Below are 17,444 nucleotides of genomic sequence, written 5' to 3' on the forward strand. Positions count from 1 at the left end.
GAGGACGCCGTGAGGCTCGACCGACGCACGATGCTCAGGACCAGCGGGGCCGGCGCTCTTGTCGGAGGCCCGTTCGCCGGGTTCGCCGCGATGCCGGCCGCCGCCGCCCGACCCGGAGGGACCTGGGCGCCCGAGCTCGTGCCGACCCGGGACCGGCGCGACGGCAAGGTGCGGCTCCACCTGCCGCCGGGGTTCTCCTACCGGTCCTTCCACGACACCGAGGAGCCGGTCGTCCTCGACGACGGCACCGTGCTCCCCGGTCGCCACGACGGCATGGGGGCGTTCCCCGGCCGCAAGGGCACCACGGTGCTCGTCCGCAACCACGAGATCCCCGTGGCGGACGCGACGGAGCCGTTCGGCCCGGCGCGTTCGTACGACGAGGGGACCGCGGGCGGCGGGACGACCACGGTCCGGGTGACCGGCGACGGCCGCGTGCTCTCCTCGTTCACCAGTCTCAGCGGCACGATCATGAACTGCTCCGGCGGGATCATGCCGTGGGGCAGCTGGGTCACCTGCGAGGAGACCGTCAACGGCCCCGACGTGGGGCCGGACTTCACCGGCACCCCGAACACCGGGCTGCAGAAGCCGCACGGTTACGTCTTCGAGGTGCCCGCCGGCGGCCGGTCGAAGGCACGCCCGGTCCGTGGCGCCGGCCGGTTCGCCCACGAGGCGGTGTCCTTCGACCCGAAGCGCGGCTCGCTCTACCTCACCGAGGACAACTTCGGCTTCGCTTCCGGGTTCTACCGCTACACCCCGAGGCGCAACCCGATGAAGTGCGGCTACCTCGACGACGAGGGCGTGCTCGAGATGCTCGCGGTCAAGGGCCGCCCGAACCTCCACCTCGAGGGCCACCAGCGGCGCGGGGCGACGTACGACGTGCGGTGGGTGCGCATCGACGAGCCCGACTTCCTCTTCGACCACGTCCCCGGTCAGCCGGCACCCACCACCAACGACGAGGCGCTCGTCTTCGTGGGCGACCAGGGGCGGGCCAAGGGGGCGGCGTCGTTCTCCCGGCTCGAGGGGCAGGTCTACGACCGCGGCGTCGTCTACTTCACCTCCACCGAGGGCGGCGGCGCGCCGGAGCCCGGGACCGCGAACCCGGAGGGGTACGGCAACGGCTTCGGCCAGGTGTGGGGCTACGACACCCGGCGGCAGACGCTCACCTGCGTCTTCCAGTCCCCCGACCAGAGCGTGCTGGACTTCCCCGACAACGTGACCACCTCGCGGCGGGGGACGCTGGTGGTCTGCGAGGACAGCAGCGGCGACAACTACCTCAGGGGACTGTCCCCCAAGGGGCGCCTCTGGGACATCGCGCTCAACCGGTTGACGAGCGGCACCACCGACGAGGACCGCTTCGCCGACGAGTTCGCGGGCTCGACGTTCAGCACCGACGGCCGGACGCTGTTCGTCAACATCCAGGCCGCTGCCGGGATGACCTTCGCCATCTGGGGCCCCTGGGGGCGGATCGGCGTCTGACCGGCGTCATGATGTGCGGATGCCGAGGACACTCGACGACGTCGCCTGGCCGCTCCGCACCGAGCGGCTGGCGATCAGGAGAGGCACCAAGGAGGACCTCGAGCCCACGTGGCGGTTCCGACGGCTCGAAGAGGTCGGCCACTGGGTGACCGGCTTCCCGCGGACGTTGGGCGAGTACCGGTCCCGGTTCGAGGAGCCGGCACGGCTCGACTCCCTGCTCGTCGTCGAGCACGGGGGCGAGGTCGTCGGCGACCTCATGGTCCGCATCGAGGACGCGTGGTCGCAGTCGGAGGTCACCGACCTGGCGCGGGGCGTGCAGGCAGAGCTGGGCTGGACCCTGGACCCCGCCCACGGCGGCAAGGGCTTCGCCACCGAGGCGGTACGCGCGGCGATCGGGCTCTGTTTCGAGGAGCTCGGACTTCGCCGGGTCGTGGCGATCTGCTTCGCCGACAACACCGCGTCGTGGCGGCTGATGGAGCGGGTCGGGATGCGTCGCGAGGGCTACACCGTCAAGGACGCGCTGCACCGGGACGGCCGATGGCTCGACGGGCTCAACTACGCGATGCTCCGCGAGGAGTGGCCGGCCGCCCGGGACAGGGGTGTGGCCTCCGGGCTCGGCGGGTAGACCGGCGTGGTGGTCGACACCGCCCCCGCCTCCTCCTCCCCTGCCGTCGAGCACCCGTGGCGGGCGCTGACCGTCACCCTCCTGGTCGGCTTCATGAGCCTGCTCGACGTCACGATCGTCAACGTCGCGGTGCCGTCGATCGAGAAGGGGCTGGGCGCGTCCCCGGAGACGGTGCAGTGGGTGGTCTCGGGCTACGCGCTGACCTTCGGGCTCACTCTGGTCGCGGGCGGCAGGCTCGGGGACGTCGTCGGACGCCGTCGGATGTTCCTCATCGGGCTGGCCGGCTTCACCCTCACCAGTGCGCTGGCCGGCGCGGCCTGGGACGGTCCGTCGATCGTGGTCGCCCGGCTGCTGCAGGGCGCCTGCGCCGGGCTGCTGACCCCGCAGAACACCGGGCTGATCCAGCAGCTCTTCACCGGGGCGGACCGCGGTCGCGCCTTCGGCTACTTCGGTACGACGGTCGGCGTCTCGGCCGCGTCCGGCCCCCTGATCGGCGGGCTGCTGATCGAGGCGTTCGGCCCCGACGACGGGTGGCGCTGGGTGTTCCTCGTCAACGTGCCGATCGGGGTGGTGGGCATGGTGATGGCGACCCGGCTGCTCCCTCGACAGCGGCCGACGGGGGCGCGCAACGTCGCCCGCCAGGTCGACGTGCCCGGCGCCCTCCTGCTGGGAGCCGTGACCCTCTCGCTGCTCCTCCCCGTCGTCGAGACGCAGGCCTCCCCCGACCCGCGCTGGTGGCTGCTGCTGCTCCTGACCCCGGTCGCCACCTGGCTCTTCCTCCGGCGCGAGCGCCGGCTGCTGGCCCAGGACGGCGCGCCGCTGCTCGACGTCCGGCTCTTCACCGAGGTGCCCGGCTTCGCGAGCGGCATCGCCCTCGGCTCGGTCTACTTCTGCGGCTTCGCCGGCATCTGGCTGGTGCTGGCGCTCTTCTTCCAGGGCGAGCTCGGCTACTCCGCGCTCCAGTCAGGGCTCTCGGTGATGCCGTTCGCCATCGGGTCGGCCGCCACGTCGGTGGTCGCCGGGCGGCTCGTGGCGCGGCACGGCCGGCGGGTGACCGTGACCGGCCTGAGCCTCGTGGTCGTCGGGTTCGTCTCGCTCGCGGTGGTCCTGCCGCTCGTCTCGCCCGACCGGGTGGCGCTCTGGGCCGCCCTGCCGCTGCTGGTCGCCGGCATCGGGAGCGGCGCCACGATCTCGCCCAACTTCACGTTGACCCTCGCCGAGGTGCCTCCGCGCATGGGCGGGGCGGCCGGCGGCGCGGTGCAGACCGGGCAGCGGATCGGCACCGCGGTCGGGGCGGCGCTCCTCGCTGCCGCCTACCGGGTCACGCTCGAGCGGTCCGGGGCCGAGACCGCCACCGCGGTCACCTTCACGACCTCGGCGGTCTTCGCCGTCGTGGCCCTGGTGATCGCGGTCCGGGAGCTGCGGCTGCACCCCTTCGGGAGCGAGTCGCTCGACCGGTCCCCAGCCGCGTCGGGCTGACCCCGGTCAGCGCCGTCCGGCGCGGAGCCGCTCCCGGTAGGCGCGCGTCTTCGCCTTGTTGCCGCAGCCGAGCTCGCACCAGTTTCTCGAACGGTTCCTCGAACGGTTCCGGGAGTGGTCGTAGTAGGCCCACGCGCAGTCGTCGGCCGCGCAGATCTTGAGCCGCTCCCCGTCCGGGGACGAGGACCGGCCCGTGTCGCGCTGCGGCGGGCACCGGGAAGGACCCCCACGTGAGCTCCCTACCGCTCGCCATCGCCGTCGAACAGCTCTCCCGCACCCCCGAGGAGGTGCGTCGCCGTCACCGGCGCGGCAGGCGGACAGCCTCCGGCCGGCAGACCCGTTCCGTGCGACGTAGCACCTCGTAGCCTGGCCCGGTGGAGGTCCTGGTCGTCGACGCGGCGAACGTCGTGGGGAGCCGTCCCGACGGCTGGTGGCGCGACCGGGCGGGCGCCGCGTCCCGGCTGCACGCCCGGCTGGTCGCGGCAGCGCTCGACGCCGACGTCGTGCTCGTCGTCGAGGGCGCGGCGCGCCGCGGCCCCGGCGAGGGCAGCGAAGGACGGGTGACCACGGTCCACGCCGCCGGCTCGGGCGACGACGCCATCGTCGACGTCGTGCGGACCCTGTCCGCCGAAGGCGACCGGCCCGTCGTCGTCACCGCCGACCGGGGGCTGCGCGAGCGCGTGGCCGCGAGCGGCGCGGGCGTCCAGGGGCCGTCGTGGCTCCTGGACCGGCTGCCCTGACGCGCCGGCCGACGAGCCGAGCAGCGCTCAGCCGCGCCCCTGCCAGGTGCACAGGCACATCCGGTTGCCGTCCGGATCGGCGAGCACCCAGAAGTCCGGGGCGAACTCGTCGGTGACCAGCGTGCCGCCGGCGGCGAGCGCGGCGTCGATCCGCGGCTGCACCTGGGCCGGGTCCACCCAGACGTCGGGGTGCCACCGCTGTCGCGGCTCCTCGCTCCCCGAGCCCTGGAACCAGACGGCGGGGAGCACGTCGAAGGGGTCGGTGACCTCGTCGCCGGCCGACTCCTTGAAGGCCAGGACGGCCTTCCAGAACGGCAGCACCGCGGTGTGGTCTGGGGTGTCCAGCGCGAGCTCGAGCCGGGAGACCGTGGCGCACTCCAGCTCGACCCCCGCGTCACCGGCGATGCCGGTGACCGCACGGGCGAGCCGGATGTCCCGCGCGGTGACGCCGCCGACGTCGTGGCTGGTCATGCGCACGTCGAGGTGGGTGTAGCGGAGGTCGAGGTCGGGATGGTGGTCGAGCTCCTCGGCGATCGCGCCGATCGCGCTGGCGACCGCCAGCCCGGTGGCGAAGCTGCCGGTGTGGAGCCGGGTCTGGAGCCCGCCGAGCAGGAACGCCCACCCGGCCGGCGCCTCCTCGGCGATCTGCGCCCCTGTCAGCTTCTCGTCGCTCATCGCCCCATCGTCCACCGCCACCGGCCGGTCCACCAGCCCCGGCGGGCGGTCAGCGGGCGGCGACGCCCTCGATCTCGACGCGGAGCTCGGGGCTCGCGAGCTGGTGGACCAGGAGCAGCGTGGTGGCGGGCGGCGGGCTGGGCAGCGTCCCGCCGGTGGCGGCCATGAAGGGCCCGACGTCGGCCGGGTCGGTGAGGTAGATCGTGACCTTCACGAGGTCCTCGACCCCCATGCCAGCCTCAGCGAGGACCGCCCCGAGGTTCGCCACGGCCTGCCGGGATTGCTCCTCGACCCCCTCCTTGACCGCCCCCTCGGCGTCGACCCCGACCTGGCCGGAGACGAACAGCATCCGCTCGGCGCCGCGGACCTCCGTCCCCTGGCTGTAGAACGGCGACGCGGGCACGGTGCTGGGGTTCACCGCCTGGATCATCGTGGGCTCCTTCGGTTCTCGTCCTCCACGGTGGAGGGACGGTTCGGGGACCGGCGCTCGCGCAGCTCGACGAACTCGGCACGGATCGCGGCGACGTGGCCGTCGTCGAGGAGCCCGGCGCGGCCCAGCACCAGGAACCCCTGGTAGAGCAGGACCAGCCGGGCGGCCGCCGTCGGCGCGGCCGACGGGCCGAGCTCGCGGGCCAGGACCTCCTCGGCGTGCCGGCGCAATGCGGTCACGCCGGCGCGCACGCCGTCGGTGGCGATCGAGGGCGCGCTGCCGAACTCCGCGGCAGAGTTGGTCACCAGGCACCCTTGGCCGTCGTCGTACGGCGGGACGAGCAGGGTGAGGAACAGCCCCTCGAGGTCCTCCAGCGTCGACTCCGGGCCGGCGTGCACCTTGAGCCGCGGGCCGACGAACGAGGCCAGGTAGTGGTCGAGGGCCCGGCGGAACAGGCCGGCCTTGTCGCCGTACGCGTTGTAGAGGCTGCTCGCGCGGAGCCCCGTCGCCTCCTCGAGCACGCTCACCGACGCCCGGGCATACCCGTGGGTGCGGAAGGCGTGCATCGCGGCGGTGAGGACGATCTCCTCGTCGAACGCGCGGGGTCGGGCCATGGCTCATTCTGGAACGCTCTTTCCAAAATGTCGAGAGGCCAGGGGCATCCGGTCGAGACCAGCGCGTCCGGGCACGCAAACGGCCGCCGGACGGGGGCTTACCCCGCCGGCGGCCGTGCGCTCCTGCTCACCGGCCCGTCAGCCGCCTCTCGGCGAGTGGCCGCTCGTAGCGGCAGATGGTGAGGCCCGGGGGCATGATTCGGACCGGCTGATGGTCACAACGGTAGGGCTCCGGTGGCTATTCCGCCCGGAGGTTGGCGATTTCGCCTACGAACGAAACGGACAGACCAGACACTGAGAGGGTCCCCGCCCCTTGCCCAGGACCGTCCCGCATGCACCGCTCCCCCGCGCGCCGCGCCCCCCTGCTCGTCGCCCTGCTCGTCACCCTCGTGCTCGCCGTGCTGGCCGCGGTGGTCGAGGTCCCCGCCGGCACCGGCCGGGCGGCGGCCGCTGCGCTCGTCGGCCGCGCGGTCGAGACGCCGGCGAACCCGCTCGCCGCGCGCCCCTGGGGCGTCTACACCGGCGGCGCCGACGGCGTCTACCCGGCGTGGCAGCGGGCGAAGGGCGCCCGGAAGCAGCTGCTGGCCAAGGCGGCGCTGCGGCCGCGGGTGCGCTGGTTCGGGTCGTGGATCCCGGCCACCCAGGTCCGGGCGAAGATCAAGGACTACGTCACCACCACGCAGGCCGAGGCTGGCACGCCGGACGTGCTGGTCCAGCTCGCGGTGTTCCGGTTGTGGCCGCAGGGGGAGGGCGCGAAGGACGAGCCGCTGACCGCCGCCGACCAGGCCGCCTACCGGCGCTGGGTCGACCAGGCGGCCGCCGGCATCGGCACGGCGCGGGTCGCGATGGTGCTCGAGCCCGACCTCGGCGTCGCCCTCCAGGGGTGGCGGCCTTCGGTGCGGATGAAGCTGACGGCGTACGCCGCGAAGAAGTTCGGCTCGCTCCCGAACACCCACGTCTACCTCGACGCGAGCTCGGCGGACTGGCTCACCGTCCCGGTCGCCCGCGACCTGCTGCTCGAGTCCGGGATCCTGCACGTCCGCGGCTTCGCGCTCGGCGCCACCCACTACTCCTCCCTCGGCTCCGAGCTGCTGTACGGGCGGCAGCTGGTGGCCGCCCTCGCCGCGGCCGGCGTCCCGGGACGCCGGTTCGTCGTCGACACCGCCGACAACGGCCGACCGTTCACCTGGCTGGAGTACTGGTCGAAGCACCCGCGCGGCGACTTCGACAACGCCGAGCCCTGCCGGGCCAAGGCGGAGCGGAAGTGCAACACCCTCGGCGTCCCACCCACGGCCCGGGTGGCCGCCAAGCGCTGGGGGCTCGCCCCCGCGCAGCGCACCGCAGCCCGCCGTCACGCCGACGCCTACCTGTGGTTCGGCCGGCCGTGGCTCTACCGCCAGGCGTCGCCGTTCCAGCTGGAGCGGACCCTGCAGGTCGCCCGCACGACGCCCTGGTGACGACCGTCGAGCAGCCGGGTCGAGCAGCCCGGTTGAGCAGCCGGGCGGCGGGCACGTTGCGACCGTGCAGACGTTCCTGCCCTACGCCGACTTCGAACGGTCCGCCCGGGTGCTCGACGCCAAGCGGCTCGGCAAGCAGCGGGTGGAGACGATCCAGGTGGTGCGGGCGCTGACCGTGCCTGGCTACGGGTGGGCCAACCACCCCGCCGTACTGATGTGGAAGGGGTTCGAGGAGGCGCTCGGGCGCTACGGCTTCACCTGCTGCGAGGTGTGGACCGAGCTGGGGTTCGGCGACACCTGCGCCGCGACCATCGGGGCGGACCTCCGCACCGCCGGGATCCTCACGGTCCGCAGCCAGGAGGAGCTCGCCGAGGCCCGCGCGCTGCCGCCGTGGCTCGGTGACGAGACGGTCCACCTGAGCCACCGGTCGGCGCTGGTGCGCAAGGACCCGGAGCGCTACCGCCCGCTGTTCCCGGACGTGCCCGACGACCTGCCCTACGTGTGGCCGGTGCGCTCGCAGGCGGTCGTCGACGCGGAGCGGCGGCGTGCGGAGAACGCCGCGCGCCGCCAGGAGCGGGCGCTGGAGAAGCTGCGGCTCGAGGCGGAGCGGGCCCGCCGCCGGCGGAGCCGCGCGGCGAAGAAGGCCTGGCAGACCCGGCGACGGAACGCGCTCGAGGGGTGACGGCCTGATCGGACCGACCCGTGACACGTTACACTGACTGACTGTACAGTTAGCGAATGCCCGAGATCCGGAAGACGCTCCCCGGGGCGGCCTACCACTCCGACGAGACCTACGAGGTGGACAAGGAGCGGGTCTTCTACCGCAGCTGGGTCTACGCCGCCCGGGCGGAGCGGGTCGCCGAGCCCGGGGCGTGGCTCCGGGTCGAGATCGCCGACGAGAGCATCCTGCTCGTGCGCGGAAAGGACGGCGCGCTCCGCGGCTTCTACAACGTCTGCCGGCACCGCGGCTCCCGGCTCTGCGACGACGAGCAGGGCAAGGTCCGCTCGCACCTGCGCTGCCCCTACCACGCCTGGGGCTACGCCCTCGACGGGACGCTGGTGACCACCCCGTTGATCGAGAAGGACGAGATCGACCGTCCGTCGACGTCGCTGTGGCCGGTCCACGTCGACGTGTGGGAGGGGTTCGTCTTCGTCAACCTCTCCCGTGAGGAGCCGCAGCCGCTGCTCGAGTCGCTGGCCGAGCAGCAGGACGACCCGCTGTCGCTGGCACGGGTCGGCCTGTCCCAGCTGCGGATCGCCGCCGTCACCGTCAACGAGGTGGCGGCGAACTGGAAGATCGTCCTCGAGAACTACAACGAGTGCCTGCACTGTCCGACGGTGCACCCCGAGCTGGTGTCGGTGATCCCCGCCTACCGCAAGGGCAACGTGTTCGAGGACGGCCGGCAGGACGGCGGCGTCACGCTCGCCGACGGGCGCACCAGCATCGTGCTGGACCCCCGCCTCCGGCTGCCGCTGCTCCCTGGCCTCAAGGGGCACACCGGCCCGGTGTCGTACTACGGCGCGGCGATCTACCCCACGATGTTCCTCGACGTCGACGGCTCCTCCGCGATCGCGACCGCGGTCTTCCCGACCGGCCCGCGCAGCTGCCGGCTGGTGACGGAGTACCTCTTCAGCCCCGAGGCGTTCGACGACCCCGCGTTCGACCCGCAGCCGGTGATCGACTTCAACGAGCTGGTGACCCGGCAGGACAACGAGGCGTGCGAGCGGGTGCAGCGCGGCATCCGGTCGCGGGCGTTCGACCACGGCGTCTTCCCGGCCAAGGACGGGTGGGTCCACACGTTCGACCAGCGTTACCTGCGCGACGTCGAGGGCGTCTGACCCGCCGTCACCCCAGCACGATCCGCGCGTCGAGCGCGACGGCCCCCGACGGGCCGGCGAGCACCGGGTTCAGCTCCAGCTCCGCGAGCTCCGGGTGCTCGGCCGCCAGCCGGGAGACCCGGGCCACGACGCCCGCCACCGCGTCGAGGTCGACCGGTGGCCGGCCCCGCACGCCGAGGAGCACCGGCGCGCCCCGCAGCGAGAGCAGCAGCCGCCGGGCGGCAGCCGGCGAGACCGGGCCGACCGCGCACGCGGTGTCCCCGAGCACCTCGGTCAGGACACCGCCGAGCCCCACCATCACGACCGGTCCGAACTTCGGGTCGCGCACCGCCCCGACGACGAGCTCCACGCCGTCGGCGGTGTCCGCCATCGCCTCGAGGGACACCGCGGGCGGCGCGAGCCGGCCCACCAGGTCCTCGTACGCCGTCCGCACCGCCGCCCGCTCCGCGAGGCCGAGGACGACCCCGCCGCCCTCGGACTTGTGGAGCCGGCCGGTCGCCTTGAGGACGAGCGGGAACCCGAGCCCCGCGCTGTCCAGCGCCTCCTCGAGCCCGGCCGTCCCGGTCACCTTCACGGCGCGCGGGAAGGCGATGCCGGCGCCAGCGAACAGCTCACGCGCCGCCTCGTACGACGTGTCGGTGACCGGCGCCGCGGGGGCGGGGAGCACCTCCGCCAGCCCCTCGGTGACCGGCTCGACGAGCCCCGCCAGCACCGCACAGGCGCGGTCGACGTCACGATGCACCGGGACGCCGCCGGCCCGCAGCACCTGACCCGCGGGGCCGTCCGGGTAGATCGTCTGCACCACCACCGGTTTGCCCTGCGACGACACGGCGTCGACGATCCGCTGCGCGGTGGCGAGCTCGGCCCCGTGGAGCCCCTCGACCTCGGTCGCGTAGCCGCCGAAGAACCCCGTCATCAGCACCGCGTCGACCTGGTCGGAGCCGAGCAGCGCCTCGACACCGCGCGCGTAGGCCGCCACGTCCTGCTCCCCCGCACCCGCGAGGTCGACCGGATTGGTGACCGTCGCCTGGCGCCACAGCGCCGCCTCGAGCTGCTCGGTGACGGGCCCGGCGAGCGCCGGGGTGCTGAGCCCCGCCTGCGCGAGCGCGTCGGCAGCCACCGCGCCGTGGCCACCGCCGTCGGTGAGCACCGCGACCCGCGGGCCCGCGCACCGGCGGGGCTCCCGCAGGGCGACCAGCAGGTCGGCGAGCGCGGTGGGGTGGTCCACCCGGCGGGCCCCTACCGCAGCGCAGGCCGCGTCGACCACCGCGGACGCGCTGGTCAGCGAGCCGGTGTGCGAGGCCGCGCTGCGCACCGCCGCCTCGCTGCGGCCGGGAGCGAGCAGCAGCAGGGGCTTGCCCGCCGCCCGCAGCTCCCGGGCGGCGTCGAGGAAGCCGCGGCCGTCGACGACGTCCTCGGTGTAGACGGCGACGGCTCTCGTCCCGTCGTGCGCGACGCACGCGTGCAGCAGGTCGACGACGTCGAGGTCCGCCTGGTTGCCCAACGAGACGAACCGGGAGACCCCGAGCCCACGGTCCGCCATCAGCGTGGCGAGGTCGAGGACGAGGTTGCCGCTCTGGCTGAGGACCGCGACGTCCCCGGGCGGCAGCACGGCGTGGGCCAGCTGGAGCCCGGTGGTGGTGTCGACCACCCCCAGGCAGTTCGGTCCGACGAGCACGCCACCGGCACCGCGGACGACCGCCAGCGCCTCGCCCTCGAGCCGCGCCCCGTCGGCGCCGGCCTCGGACAGCCCCGCGGTGATCCCCACGACCGCCCGGGCGCCGGCTACGACCGCGTCGGTCACCGCCGCCACGAAGCCGTCGGCCGGCACGCAGACCACGGCCAGGTCGACCGGCGCGCCGGTCGCGGTCGCAGCCTCGGTCGCGGTCCGGTGCGCGCGGCGACCGAGGACCTCGCCGCCGCGACGGTTGACGAGCAGCACGGCGCGGCCGTCGGGCGTGGAGAGGGCGCGCCGGGCGAGGATGTGGCCCCACTTCGTGGGGTCGTCGCTGGCGCCGACGATCGCGACGGTCCGGGGCGAGAACAGGGCCTCGAGCGAGCCTTGACGCCTCACCCCGGGAATCCTAGCATCACTGACTGACTGAACAGTCAAATCATCACGGTGGAGGCCATGGCTGCCCCAGGATCACGCGCCTCGACCGGGGCGGCAAGGCCCAACCAGCGCGAGCAGGCGGCCGCCGAGGCCCGGACGCGGATCCTTGCCGCGGCGGCCGACCGCATCGTCCACGACGGGCTGGCACAGGTCCGGATGGCGTCCATCGCCCGCACCGCCGGCGTCTCCGCCGGTCTGCTCCACTACCACTTCGACACCAAGGAGCTCCTCTTCGGCGAGGTGCTCAAGTACTCCCACGAGCTCTCCGCCCAGCTGAACGAGCGCGCCCTGGCGAGCGCCGGCGACGGCCCACCTGAACGGCTCTCCTCGTTCCTCGACCGGTGCCTTCCCAGCGACCAGCAGCGCGCCGACGAGTGGCTGCTCTGGCAGGAGCTCACGCTCCTCTGCGTGCGCGACCCGCGGCTCGCCAAGGTGGGCGCCGACCTCTACGAGGACCTTTACGCCACCGTCGCCGACATCGTCGCCGAGGGGATCGCGAGAGGGGTCTTCGCCACTGCCCTCGACCCGCGGTTCGTCGCGGAGACCGCGGTGTCCCTCACCGACGGGCTCGGCGGCCGGGTCCTGGCCGGCGACCCCAACTTCGGCATCGAGGAGGCGCGCACCGCGATGGTCACCGCGGTCGGCATCCTGGTCGGCCACAACGGCCCCCTGCCTCCACCGACCCAGCTCGACGGCGGCGACGCCGCATGACCCCGGCCCCCGGTCATGACCACCCTCGCTGCACGAGGCGAGGGCTCCTGACCGGTGGCCTGGCCGTGGGAGCCTCCCTGTCCCTGCCCGGGTGCGCCTACATCCGCGACGACGCCCCGACCGACACTCCCCCGCCGCCCTCGGCGAAGGCCGAGATCGACGGCGACCTCGTCTACTTCAACTGGGCCGACTACCTCGCGCCGAGCGTGCTCAAGGGGTTCCAGAAGGAGTACGGCGTGCGGGTGATCGAGTCCAACTACGACTCGATGGAGGGGATGTACGCGAAGCTCGCCGCGGGGAACCGCTACGACATCGTCTTCCCGATCGCCAAGTGGGTGCAGCGGCTCCGCAAGGAGGGCAAGCTGCGCGCGATCGAACCCGACGAGCTCCAGAACGCCGACCAGGTCTTCTACTCCGGCTCCTACTTCAACGACCCCTGGTACGACGAGGGTTCGCAGGTGTCGGTCCCGTTCACGGTCTACAAGACCGGCATCGGGTGGCGCACCGACAAGGTCTCCTCGATGACCGGGAGCTGGGAGGACCTCTGGAACGAGGAGGCCCGGGGCCGGGTCTTCACCCTCGACGACCAGGACGAGGCGCTGGCGATGGCGGCGCTCCTCCTCGGCTACGACGTCAACACCTCCAAGCCGTCGGAGCTCGAGGAGATCAAGAAGCTGCTGATCAGCCAGAAGCAGTACCTCCGCGCGTACTCCTCCGACGACATCAACAACATGGTCGCCGGCGACGCATGGGTGCACCACATGTGGAGCGGCGACTTCCTCTACCTCCGGCAGGGGCTCGCCGAGGACCCGGACGCCTTCGACTTCGAGGCTCCCCGCGAGGGCGTCCCGATCAACTCCGACGCCTACGCGATCCCGACGGACGCCGAGCACCCTGGCACCGCCATGGTCTTCATCGACTACCTGCTGCGCCCCGAGAACGCCATCAAGAACATGAACTACCTCTACTACCCGTTCCCGGTCCGGGACGCGCTGCCCGCCTTCGCCGAGCTCGCTGACGCCGTGCCCGCGTGCAACGTCGAGGTCTCCGACCTCGAGAACGAGAACGTCTTCCGGCTCCTCGGGTCCGACGAGGTCCAGCGCCGCGCGGCGGTGTGGACCGAGGTCAAGGCAAGCTGATGGTCGCGCTCGGGCCGGCCCCGGCCCCGCGCCGGTCCGCGCAGCGGACCTGGCTGTGGGGCGCGCTGCTGGCGGTGCCGACCGCCTGGATGGTGGCGTTCTTCGTCATCAGCATGGTGATCGTCGTGCTGCTCCCGTTCGGCCGCACCACCAACGACGGCTTCCCGGTGTTCTCGACCAGCCTCGACAACTACCGGGCGCTCTGGAACGACGTCTACCTCGAGCTGTTCGTGCGCTCGGTGCTCTACGCGCTGGCCACCGTCGTCCTCTCGGCGCTGATCGCCTACCCGACCGCCTACGCCATCGCCCTGCACGGCGGCCGGTACAAGAACGCGCTCATCGCGGCGGTCGTCGTGCCGTTCTTCGCCAGCTACCTGATCCGGATGTACGCCTGGAAGGCGCTGCTCTCCGACGACGGGCTCGTCAACAGCGGGCTGCGGGGCTCCGGGCTCGGCGACGGGATCGCGTTCCTCAACACGCCGTGGGCGGTGATCGGCGGGCTCGTCTACGGCTTCGTGGTCTTCATGATCCTGCCGATCTACGCCTCCCTCGAGCGGCTCGACGTGTCGCTGGTCGAGGCCGGCAAGGATCTCTACCACGGGCCGGTCCGCACCTTCTTCAGCGTGACGCTCCCCGCCACCCGCTACGGGCTGTACGGCGGCGCGCTGCTGGTCTTCCTCCCCGCGCTCGGCGACTTCGTGAGCGCGCAGCTGCTCGGCGGCGCCGGCACCTACATGATGGGCAACCTTGTCCAGCAGCAGTTCAACGAGGGGCAGAACTGGCCGCTGGGCTCCGCGATGACCGTCGGGATGATGGCCGCCCTCACAGCGCTCATGGTCGCCTACCTCCGGGCCACCTCGACCCAGGCACGGGAGACCTGATGCCACGCCGGAGCCTGGAGCGGAGGCCGCGGACCGCCGTGGCCGTCACGGTGCTGCTGTTCGCCTGGCTCTACCTGCCGATCCTCGCCGTCACTCTTTTCAGCTTCAACGACAAGAAGTCGCTGTCGGCGTTCTCCGGCTTCAGCCTCCGCTGGTACCACGACCTCGCGCACGACCAGGCGCTGCTCGAGTCCCTGGTGGCCAGCCTCCAGATCGCCACCCTCGCCACCCTCGGTTCCCTGGTGCTCGGCACGATGCTCGCCCTGGGGCTGGAACGGGTGCGCTCCCGCCGAGGCCGGGTGATCGGGGCGGTGACGCTGCTGCCGCTGGTCACCCCGGAGATCGTGACCGGCGTGGCGGCGCTGCTGCTCTTCACCGGCATCGGGCTCAAGCTGTCGCTGACCACGGTGGTGCTTGCGGAGATCACGTTCTCCATCGCCTACGTCACCGTCATCGTCCGGGGCCGCCTGGCCGGGCTCTCGACCGAGGTCGAGGAGGCGGCGCGCGACCTCGGCTGCACGCCGTGGCAGGCCCTCCGGCTGGTCACGCTGCCCGCGCTCGTGCCCGCCCTGCTCGGCGCCGGGCTGCTGGTGTTCGCCCTGGTCTTCGACGACTTCGTGCTCGCCTTCTTCACCACGGGCGTGGACCCGCAACCGCTCCCGGTGCGCGTCTACTCCTCGATCCGCTTCGGGGTCTCGCCCGCGATCAACGCGATCGGCACGCTGATGCTCCTCGTCTCGGCGCTGCTGATCGTGGCCGCCCTGGTGCTCCTCCGCCTCTTCGGGAGGGGCACGTCCAGCCTGGAGCTGATCACCGGAGGTGAGCGGCGATGACCGCGACCACGACCGCCAGCAAGCCCCTCAGCAGAGCCGGGACGCCGTCGGTCTCGCTGCGCGGGCTGACGAAGGTCTTCGGCGGCACGACCGTCGTCGACCACCTCGACCTCGACGTCGCGGGCGGGGAGTTCTTCTCGCTGCTCGGTCCGTCGGGGTGCGGCAAGACCACGACGCTGCGGATGATCGCCGGCTTCAGCGACCCGACCGACGGCTCGGTCCTCGTCGGCGGCGAGGACGTCACCAGCACGCCTCCGCACAAGCGCGACGTCAACACGGTCTTCCAGAGCTACGCGCTGTTCGAGCACCTCGACGTCCGCGGCAACGTCGGCTTCGGGCTGCGCCGCAAGGGGCTCGACCGGCGGACGCTCGACCGCCGGGTCTCGGAGATGCTCGAGCTGGTCGAGCTCGCCGACAAGGGCCGGGAGAAGCCGAGCCGGCTGTCCGGCGGGCAGCGGCAGCGCGTCGCGCTGGCCCGCGCGCTGATCAACGAGCCGAAGGTGCTGCTGCTCGACGAGCCGCTGGCCGCGCTCGACCTCCAGCTGCGCCACGCGATGCAGGCCGAGCTCAAGGCGCTCCAGCGGGAGGTCGGCATCACCTTCCTGTTCGTCACCCACGACCAGGACGAGGCGCTGAGCATGAGCGACCGCGTCGCGATCATGAACAACGGCGTGCTCGAGCAGTGCGGCACCCCGGAGGACGTCTACGAGCGGCCCACGTCGGTCTTCGCGGCCGGCTTCATCGGCACCAGCAACCTCATGAGCGGCGTCTGGTCCCACGGCAGCGTCGTCGTCGCACCCTCGGTCGCCATCCCGGCGCCGGCGCACCACGGGTCGGCGGAGGGGGACACGGTTAGCGTCGCCGTACGCCCGGAGAAGATCTGGCTCGGCGACCACACGGACGAGATGTTCCGGCTGCCCGGCACCATCGAGGCGACGACCTACCACGGCGCCACCACTCGCTACAGGGTCGCGATCGCCCCCGGCCTGGCGCTCACCGTGCTGGAGCAGAACCTGCCCCGGATGCGCGCCGAGGACCGGTGGGACCCCGGCGACCGGGTCGAGGTCGGCTGGCTCCCCGAGCACACGGTCGTCCTGACGTGAGCCGCCCGGACGTGGTCGTCGTCGGCGCCGGGCTGGCCGGGCTCGCCGCCGCCCGCGACCTCGAGGCCGGCGGCGCCACGGTCACCGTCCTCGAGGCCCGCCCCCGGGTAGGCGGCCGCGTCGAGCAGGTGGAGATCGACGACGGCCGCCGGGTGCAGCTCGGCGGCGAGGTGGTCGGCGACGCGCACACCAGCTACCTCGGGCTCGTCGAGGAGCTCGGGCTGACGCTGGTCCCGTCCTACGTCGCCGAGCCCGGCGAGATCACCCGCCAGGTCCCCGGGGCGGTGGACGTCGGCGACTGGCCGTCCTGGTTCACCCCCGCCGACCGAGCCTCGTACGACGAGGTGGAGGCCGCCCTCGGCAAGGTGCTCGCCTCGATCGACCCCGCCGACCCGTGGTCCTCCCCCGACCTCGAGCAGCTCGACCGGCTCAGCGTCGGCGACTGGCTTCGCGAGGCGGGCGCGACACCCGCCGTGCTCCGGCTCAAGGAGCTCGCCCACCTCAGCCTCGCCGACGGCTCGATCGAACGGACCAGCCTGTTCGCCTACGCCCGCAAGATCGCGGCCGGCGGCACGACCGGCAGCTACGACGTCGCGCGGTGGGAGAACCTCCGGGTCGCCGAGGGCTCCGCGACCGTCGCCCTGACGGTGGCGGCCGGCCTGCGCGACGTCCGGCTGTCCTCACCGGTCCGCGGCGTCACCGTCCGGCGCCACGGCTGCGTGGTCACCACACACGACGGCGAGGAGGTGCGGGGCGGCGCGGTCGTGCTCGCGGTACCGGCGGGGCCCGCGCGGGACCTCGAGGTCGACGGCGTCAGCGACGAGCGGCTCGCCTCTCTGCGCCGGCAGCGGCACGCGTGGGCGGCGAAGTTCGTGGCCGCCTACGACGAGCCGTTCTGGCGGGCACGTGGTCAGAACGGGCTGTCCGAGTGCGAGGGGGTGCTGGGCTCCACGTGGCCGCAGCAGCACGGCGTGCTGTCCGCGCTCGTGCCGCCGGAGCGCTACGCGGCCTTCGCGGCGACCGACCCGCGCACCCGGACCCGCGAGGCGCTCGCCCAGGTGGCGGCGCTCTACGGACCGCAGGGCGAGGCGCCGCTGCAGACCTGGACCCGGCTGTGGGGCACCGACCCGTGGACCCAGGGCTACGTCACCGGGTGGCAGCCGGGCGACGTGGTCGCCGTCGGCCCGCTCCACGGCACCCACGAACCGCCCTTCTACGTCTGCGGCTCCGACCAGTGGGTCGCCGGCTACATGGAGGGCGCCGTCCGCACCGGCCGCGCGGCCGCCGCGGCGGCGCTGGCGCACGGCTGAGCACGCGACCCAACGGCAG

General features: G+C 73.2%; 18 protein-coding genes. 13 read left to right on the top strand and 5 right to left on the bottom strand.

Annotated features, from left to right (window positions below):
- The first annotated feature begins 9 nt into the window (after positions 1–9).
- From FIP57_RS00435 to FIP57_RS00445, 3 genes are read left to right on the top strand one after another with little or no spacing between them, the layout of a single operon-like run.
- The gene (locus FIP57_RS00435) at positions 10–1,476 is read left to right on the top strand and encodes a PhoX family protein (protein WP_148570826.1); all 1,467 of its coding nucleotides are present in this window, start codon (positions 10–12) and stop codon (positions 1,474–1,476) included.
- A 19-nt stretch (positions 1,477–1,495) separates the two neighbouring features.
- Complete coding sequence (locus FIP57_RS00440) at positions 1,496–2,101, top strand: GNAT family N-acetyltransferase (RefSeq protein WP_148570828.1); 606 nt, start codon at positions 1,496–1,498, stop codon at positions 2,099–2,101.
- 9 nt (positions 2,102–2,110) lie between these two features.
- Positions 2,111–3,580: an MFS transporter gene (locus FIP57_RS00445; RefSeq protein ID WP_203230967.1), complete on the top strand. Its 1,470-nt coding sequence runs from the start codon at positions 2,111–2,113 to the stop codon at positions 3,578–3,580.
- Positions 3,581–3,586: 6 nt separating this feature from the next.
- Here FIP57_RS00445 and FIP57_RS24380 read toward each other — a convergent pair whose 3' ends face one another.
- Entirely contained in the window at positions 3,587–4,066 is a 480-nt protein-coding gene (locus FIP57_RS24380; protein ID WP_203231008.1) for a CGNR zinc finger domain-containing protein, read from the bottom strand.
- Here FIP57_RS24380 and FIP57_RS00455 point away from each other — a divergent pair.
- On the top strand, positions 3,955–4,320 hold the full coding sequence (locus FIP57_RS00455) for a hypothetical protein (protein WP_148570830.1): 366 nt from the start codon (positions 3,955–3,957) through the stop codon (positions 4,318–4,320). The two genes, FIP57_RS24380 and FIP57_RS00455, sit on opposite strands and share 112 nt — an antisense overlap.
- 27 nt (positions 4,321–4,347) lie before the next feature.
- Here the strand turns inward: FIP57_RS00455 and FIP57_RS00460 are convergent, their stop codons facing one another.
- From FIP57_RS00460 to FIP57_RS00470, 3 genes are read right to left on the bottom strand one after another with little or no spacing between them, the layout of a single operon-like run.
- Entirely contained in the window at positions 4,348–4,995 is a 648-nt protein-coding gene (locus tag FIP57_RS00460; RefSeq protein WP_148570832.1) for a 4a-hydroxytetrahydrobiopterin dehydratase, read from the bottom strand.
- 49 nt (positions 4,996–5,044) lie between these two features.
- Positions 5,045–5,425: a RidA family protein gene (locus FIP57_RS00465; protein WP_148570834.1), complete on the bottom strand. Its 381-nt coding sequence runs from the start codon at positions 5,423–5,425 to the stop codon at positions 5,045–5,047.
- Complete coding sequence (locus tag FIP57_RS00470; RefSeq protein ID WP_148570837.1) at positions 5,422–6,039, bottom strand: TetR/AcrR family transcriptional regulator; 618 nt, start codon at positions 6,037–6,039, stop codon at positions 5,422–5,424. The genes FIP57_RS00465 and FIP57_RS00470 overlap by 4 nt, the downstream gene beginning before the upstream one ends.
- 332 nt (positions 6,040–6,371) lie before the next feature.
- Between FIP57_RS00470 and FIP57_RS00475 the strand changes: the two genes are divergently transcribed.
- The 3 genes from FIP57_RS00475 (at position 6,372) to FIP57_RS00485 (ending at position 9,335) form a co-directional block, all read left to right on the top strand.
- The gene (locus FIP57_RS00475) at positions 6,372–7,496 is read left to right on the top strand and encodes a glycoside hydrolase family 6 protein (RefSeq protein ID WP_148570839.1); all 1,125 of its coding nucleotides are present in this window, start codon (positions 6,372–6,374) and stop codon (positions 7,494–7,496) included.
- Between the two features lie 64 nt (positions 7,497–7,560).
- Positions 7,561–8,178 carry an MSMEG_6728 family protein gene (locus FIP57_RS00480; RefSeq protein ID WP_203230968.1) on the top strand — a complete coding sequence of 206 codons (618 nt, stop codon included), beginning with the start codon at positions 7,561–7,563 and terminating at the stop codon, positions 8,176–8,178.
- A gap of 56 nt (positions 8,179–8,234) precedes the next feature.
- On the top strand, positions 8,235–9,335 hold the full coding sequence (locus FIP57_RS00485) for an aromatic ring-hydroxylating oxygenase subunit alpha (protein ID WP_148570840.1): 1,101 nt from the start codon (positions 8,235–8,237) through the stop codon (positions 9,333–9,335).
- A 7-nt stretch (positions 9,336–9,342) separates the two neighbouring features.
- On the opposite strand, the gene FIP57_RS00490 is transcribed toward FIP57_RS00485, so the two are convergent.
- Positions 9,343–11,409: an acetate--CoA ligase family protein gene (locus FIP57_RS00490; protein WP_148570842.1), complete on the bottom strand. Its 2,067-nt coding sequence runs from the start codon at positions 11,407–11,409 to the stop codon at positions 9,343–9,345.
- 57 nt (positions 11,410–11,466) lie between these two features.
- Between FIP57_RS00490 and FIP57_RS00495 the strand changes: the two genes are divergently transcribed.
- The 6 genes from FIP57_RS00495 to FIP57_RS00520 all read left to right on the top strand — a co-directional run bounded on the left by FIP57_RS00495 (position 11,467) and on the right by FIP57_RS00520 (position 17,425).
- Positions 11,467–12,159, top strand: a complete 693-nt coding sequence (locus FIP57_RS00495) for a TetR/AcrR family transcriptional regulator (RefSeq protein ID WP_148570844.1) — start codon at positions 11,467–11,469, stop codon at positions 12,157–12,159.
- Positions 12,160–12,224: 65 nt separating this feature from the next.
- Positions 12,225–13,298, top strand: a complete 1,074-nt coding sequence (locus tag FIP57_RS00500; protein WP_203230969.1) for a polyamine ABC transporter substrate-binding protein — start codon at positions 12,225–12,227, stop codon at positions 13,296–13,298.
- Positions 13,298–14,179 carry an ABC transporter permease gene (locus FIP57_RS00505; RefSeq protein WP_148570849.1) on the top strand — a complete coding sequence of 294 codons (882 nt, stop codon included), beginning with the start codon at positions 13,298–13,300 and terminating at the stop codon, positions 14,177–14,179. The genes FIP57_RS00500 and FIP57_RS00505 overlap by 1 nt, the downstream gene beginning before the upstream one ends.
- The gene (locus tag FIP57_RS00510) at positions 14,179–15,012 is read left to right on the top strand and encodes an ABC transporter permease (RefSeq protein ID WP_148570852.1); all 834 of its coding nucleotides are present in this window, start codon (positions 14,179–14,181) and stop codon (positions 15,010–15,012) included. Before FIP57_RS00505 ends, FIP57_RS00510 begins: the two co-directional genes overlap by 1 nt.
- Positions 15,009–16,115: an ABC transporter ATP-binding protein gene (locus tag FIP57_RS00515; protein WP_148570854.1), complete on the top strand. Its 1,107-nt coding sequence runs from the start codon at positions 15,009–15,011 to the stop codon at positions 16,113–16,115. Before FIP57_RS00510 ends, FIP57_RS00515 begins: the two co-directional genes overlap by 4 nt.
- Positions 16,112–17,425: a flavin monoamine oxidase family protein gene (locus tag FIP57_RS00520; RefSeq protein WP_148570856.1), complete on the top strand. Its 1,314-nt coding sequence runs from the start codon at positions 16,112–16,114 to the stop codon at positions 17,423–17,425. The genes FIP57_RS00515 and FIP57_RS00520 overlap by 4 nt, the downstream gene beginning before the upstream one ends.
- Positions 17,426–17,444: the final 19 nt, after the last annotated feature.

Source organism: Nocardioides caldifontis (assembly GCF_008087345.1).
Classification (GTDB): domain Bacteria; phylum Actinomycetota; class Actinomycetes; order Propionibacteriales; family Nocardioidaceae; genus Marmoricola_A; species Marmoricola_A caldifontis.

Bases quoted from the DNA above. Each gene is read 5' to 3' on its own strand.
- FIP57_RS00440 (WP_148570828.1), top strand. From the start codon at position 1,496: ATGCCGAGGACACTCGACGACGTCGCCTGGCCGCTCCGCACCGAGCGG.
- FIP57_RS00460 (WP_148570832.1), bottom strand. From the start codon at position 4,995: ATGAGCGACGAGAAGCTGACAGGGGCGCAGATCGCCGAGGAGGCGCCG.
- FIP57_RS00465 (WP_148570834.1), bottom strand. From the start codon at position 5,425: ATGATCCAGGCGGTGAACCCCAGCACCGTGCCCGCGTCGCCGTTCTAC.
- FIP57_RS00470 (WP_148570837.1), bottom strand. From the start codon at position 6,039: ATGGCCCGACCCCGCGCGTTCGACGAGGAGATCGTCCTCACCGCCGCG.
- FIP57_RS00475 (WP_148570839.1), top strand. From the start codon at position 6,372: ATGCACCGCTCCCCCGCGCGCCGCGCCCCCCTGCTCGTCGCCCTGCTC.
- FIP57_RS00485 (WP_148570840.1), top strand. From the start codon at position 8,235: ATGCCCGAGATCCGGAAGACGCTCCCCGGGGCGGCCTACCACTCCGAC.
- FIP57_RS00495 (WP_148570844.1), top strand. From the start codon at position 11,467: ATGGCTGCCCCAGGATCACGCGCCTCGACCGGGGCGGCAAGGCCCAAC.
- FIP57_RS00505 (WP_148570849.1), top strand. From the start codon at position 13,298: ATGGTCGCGCTCGGGCCGGCCCCGGCCCCGCGCCGGTCCGCGCAGCGG.
- FIP57_RS00510 (WP_148570852.1), top strand. From the start codon at position 14,179: ATGCCACGCCGGAGCCTGGAGCGGAGGCCGCGGACCGCCGTGGCCGTC.
- FIP57_RS00515 (WP_148570854.1), top strand. From the start codon at position 15,009: ATGACCGCGACCACGACCGCCAGCAAGCCCCTCAGCAGAGCCGGGACG.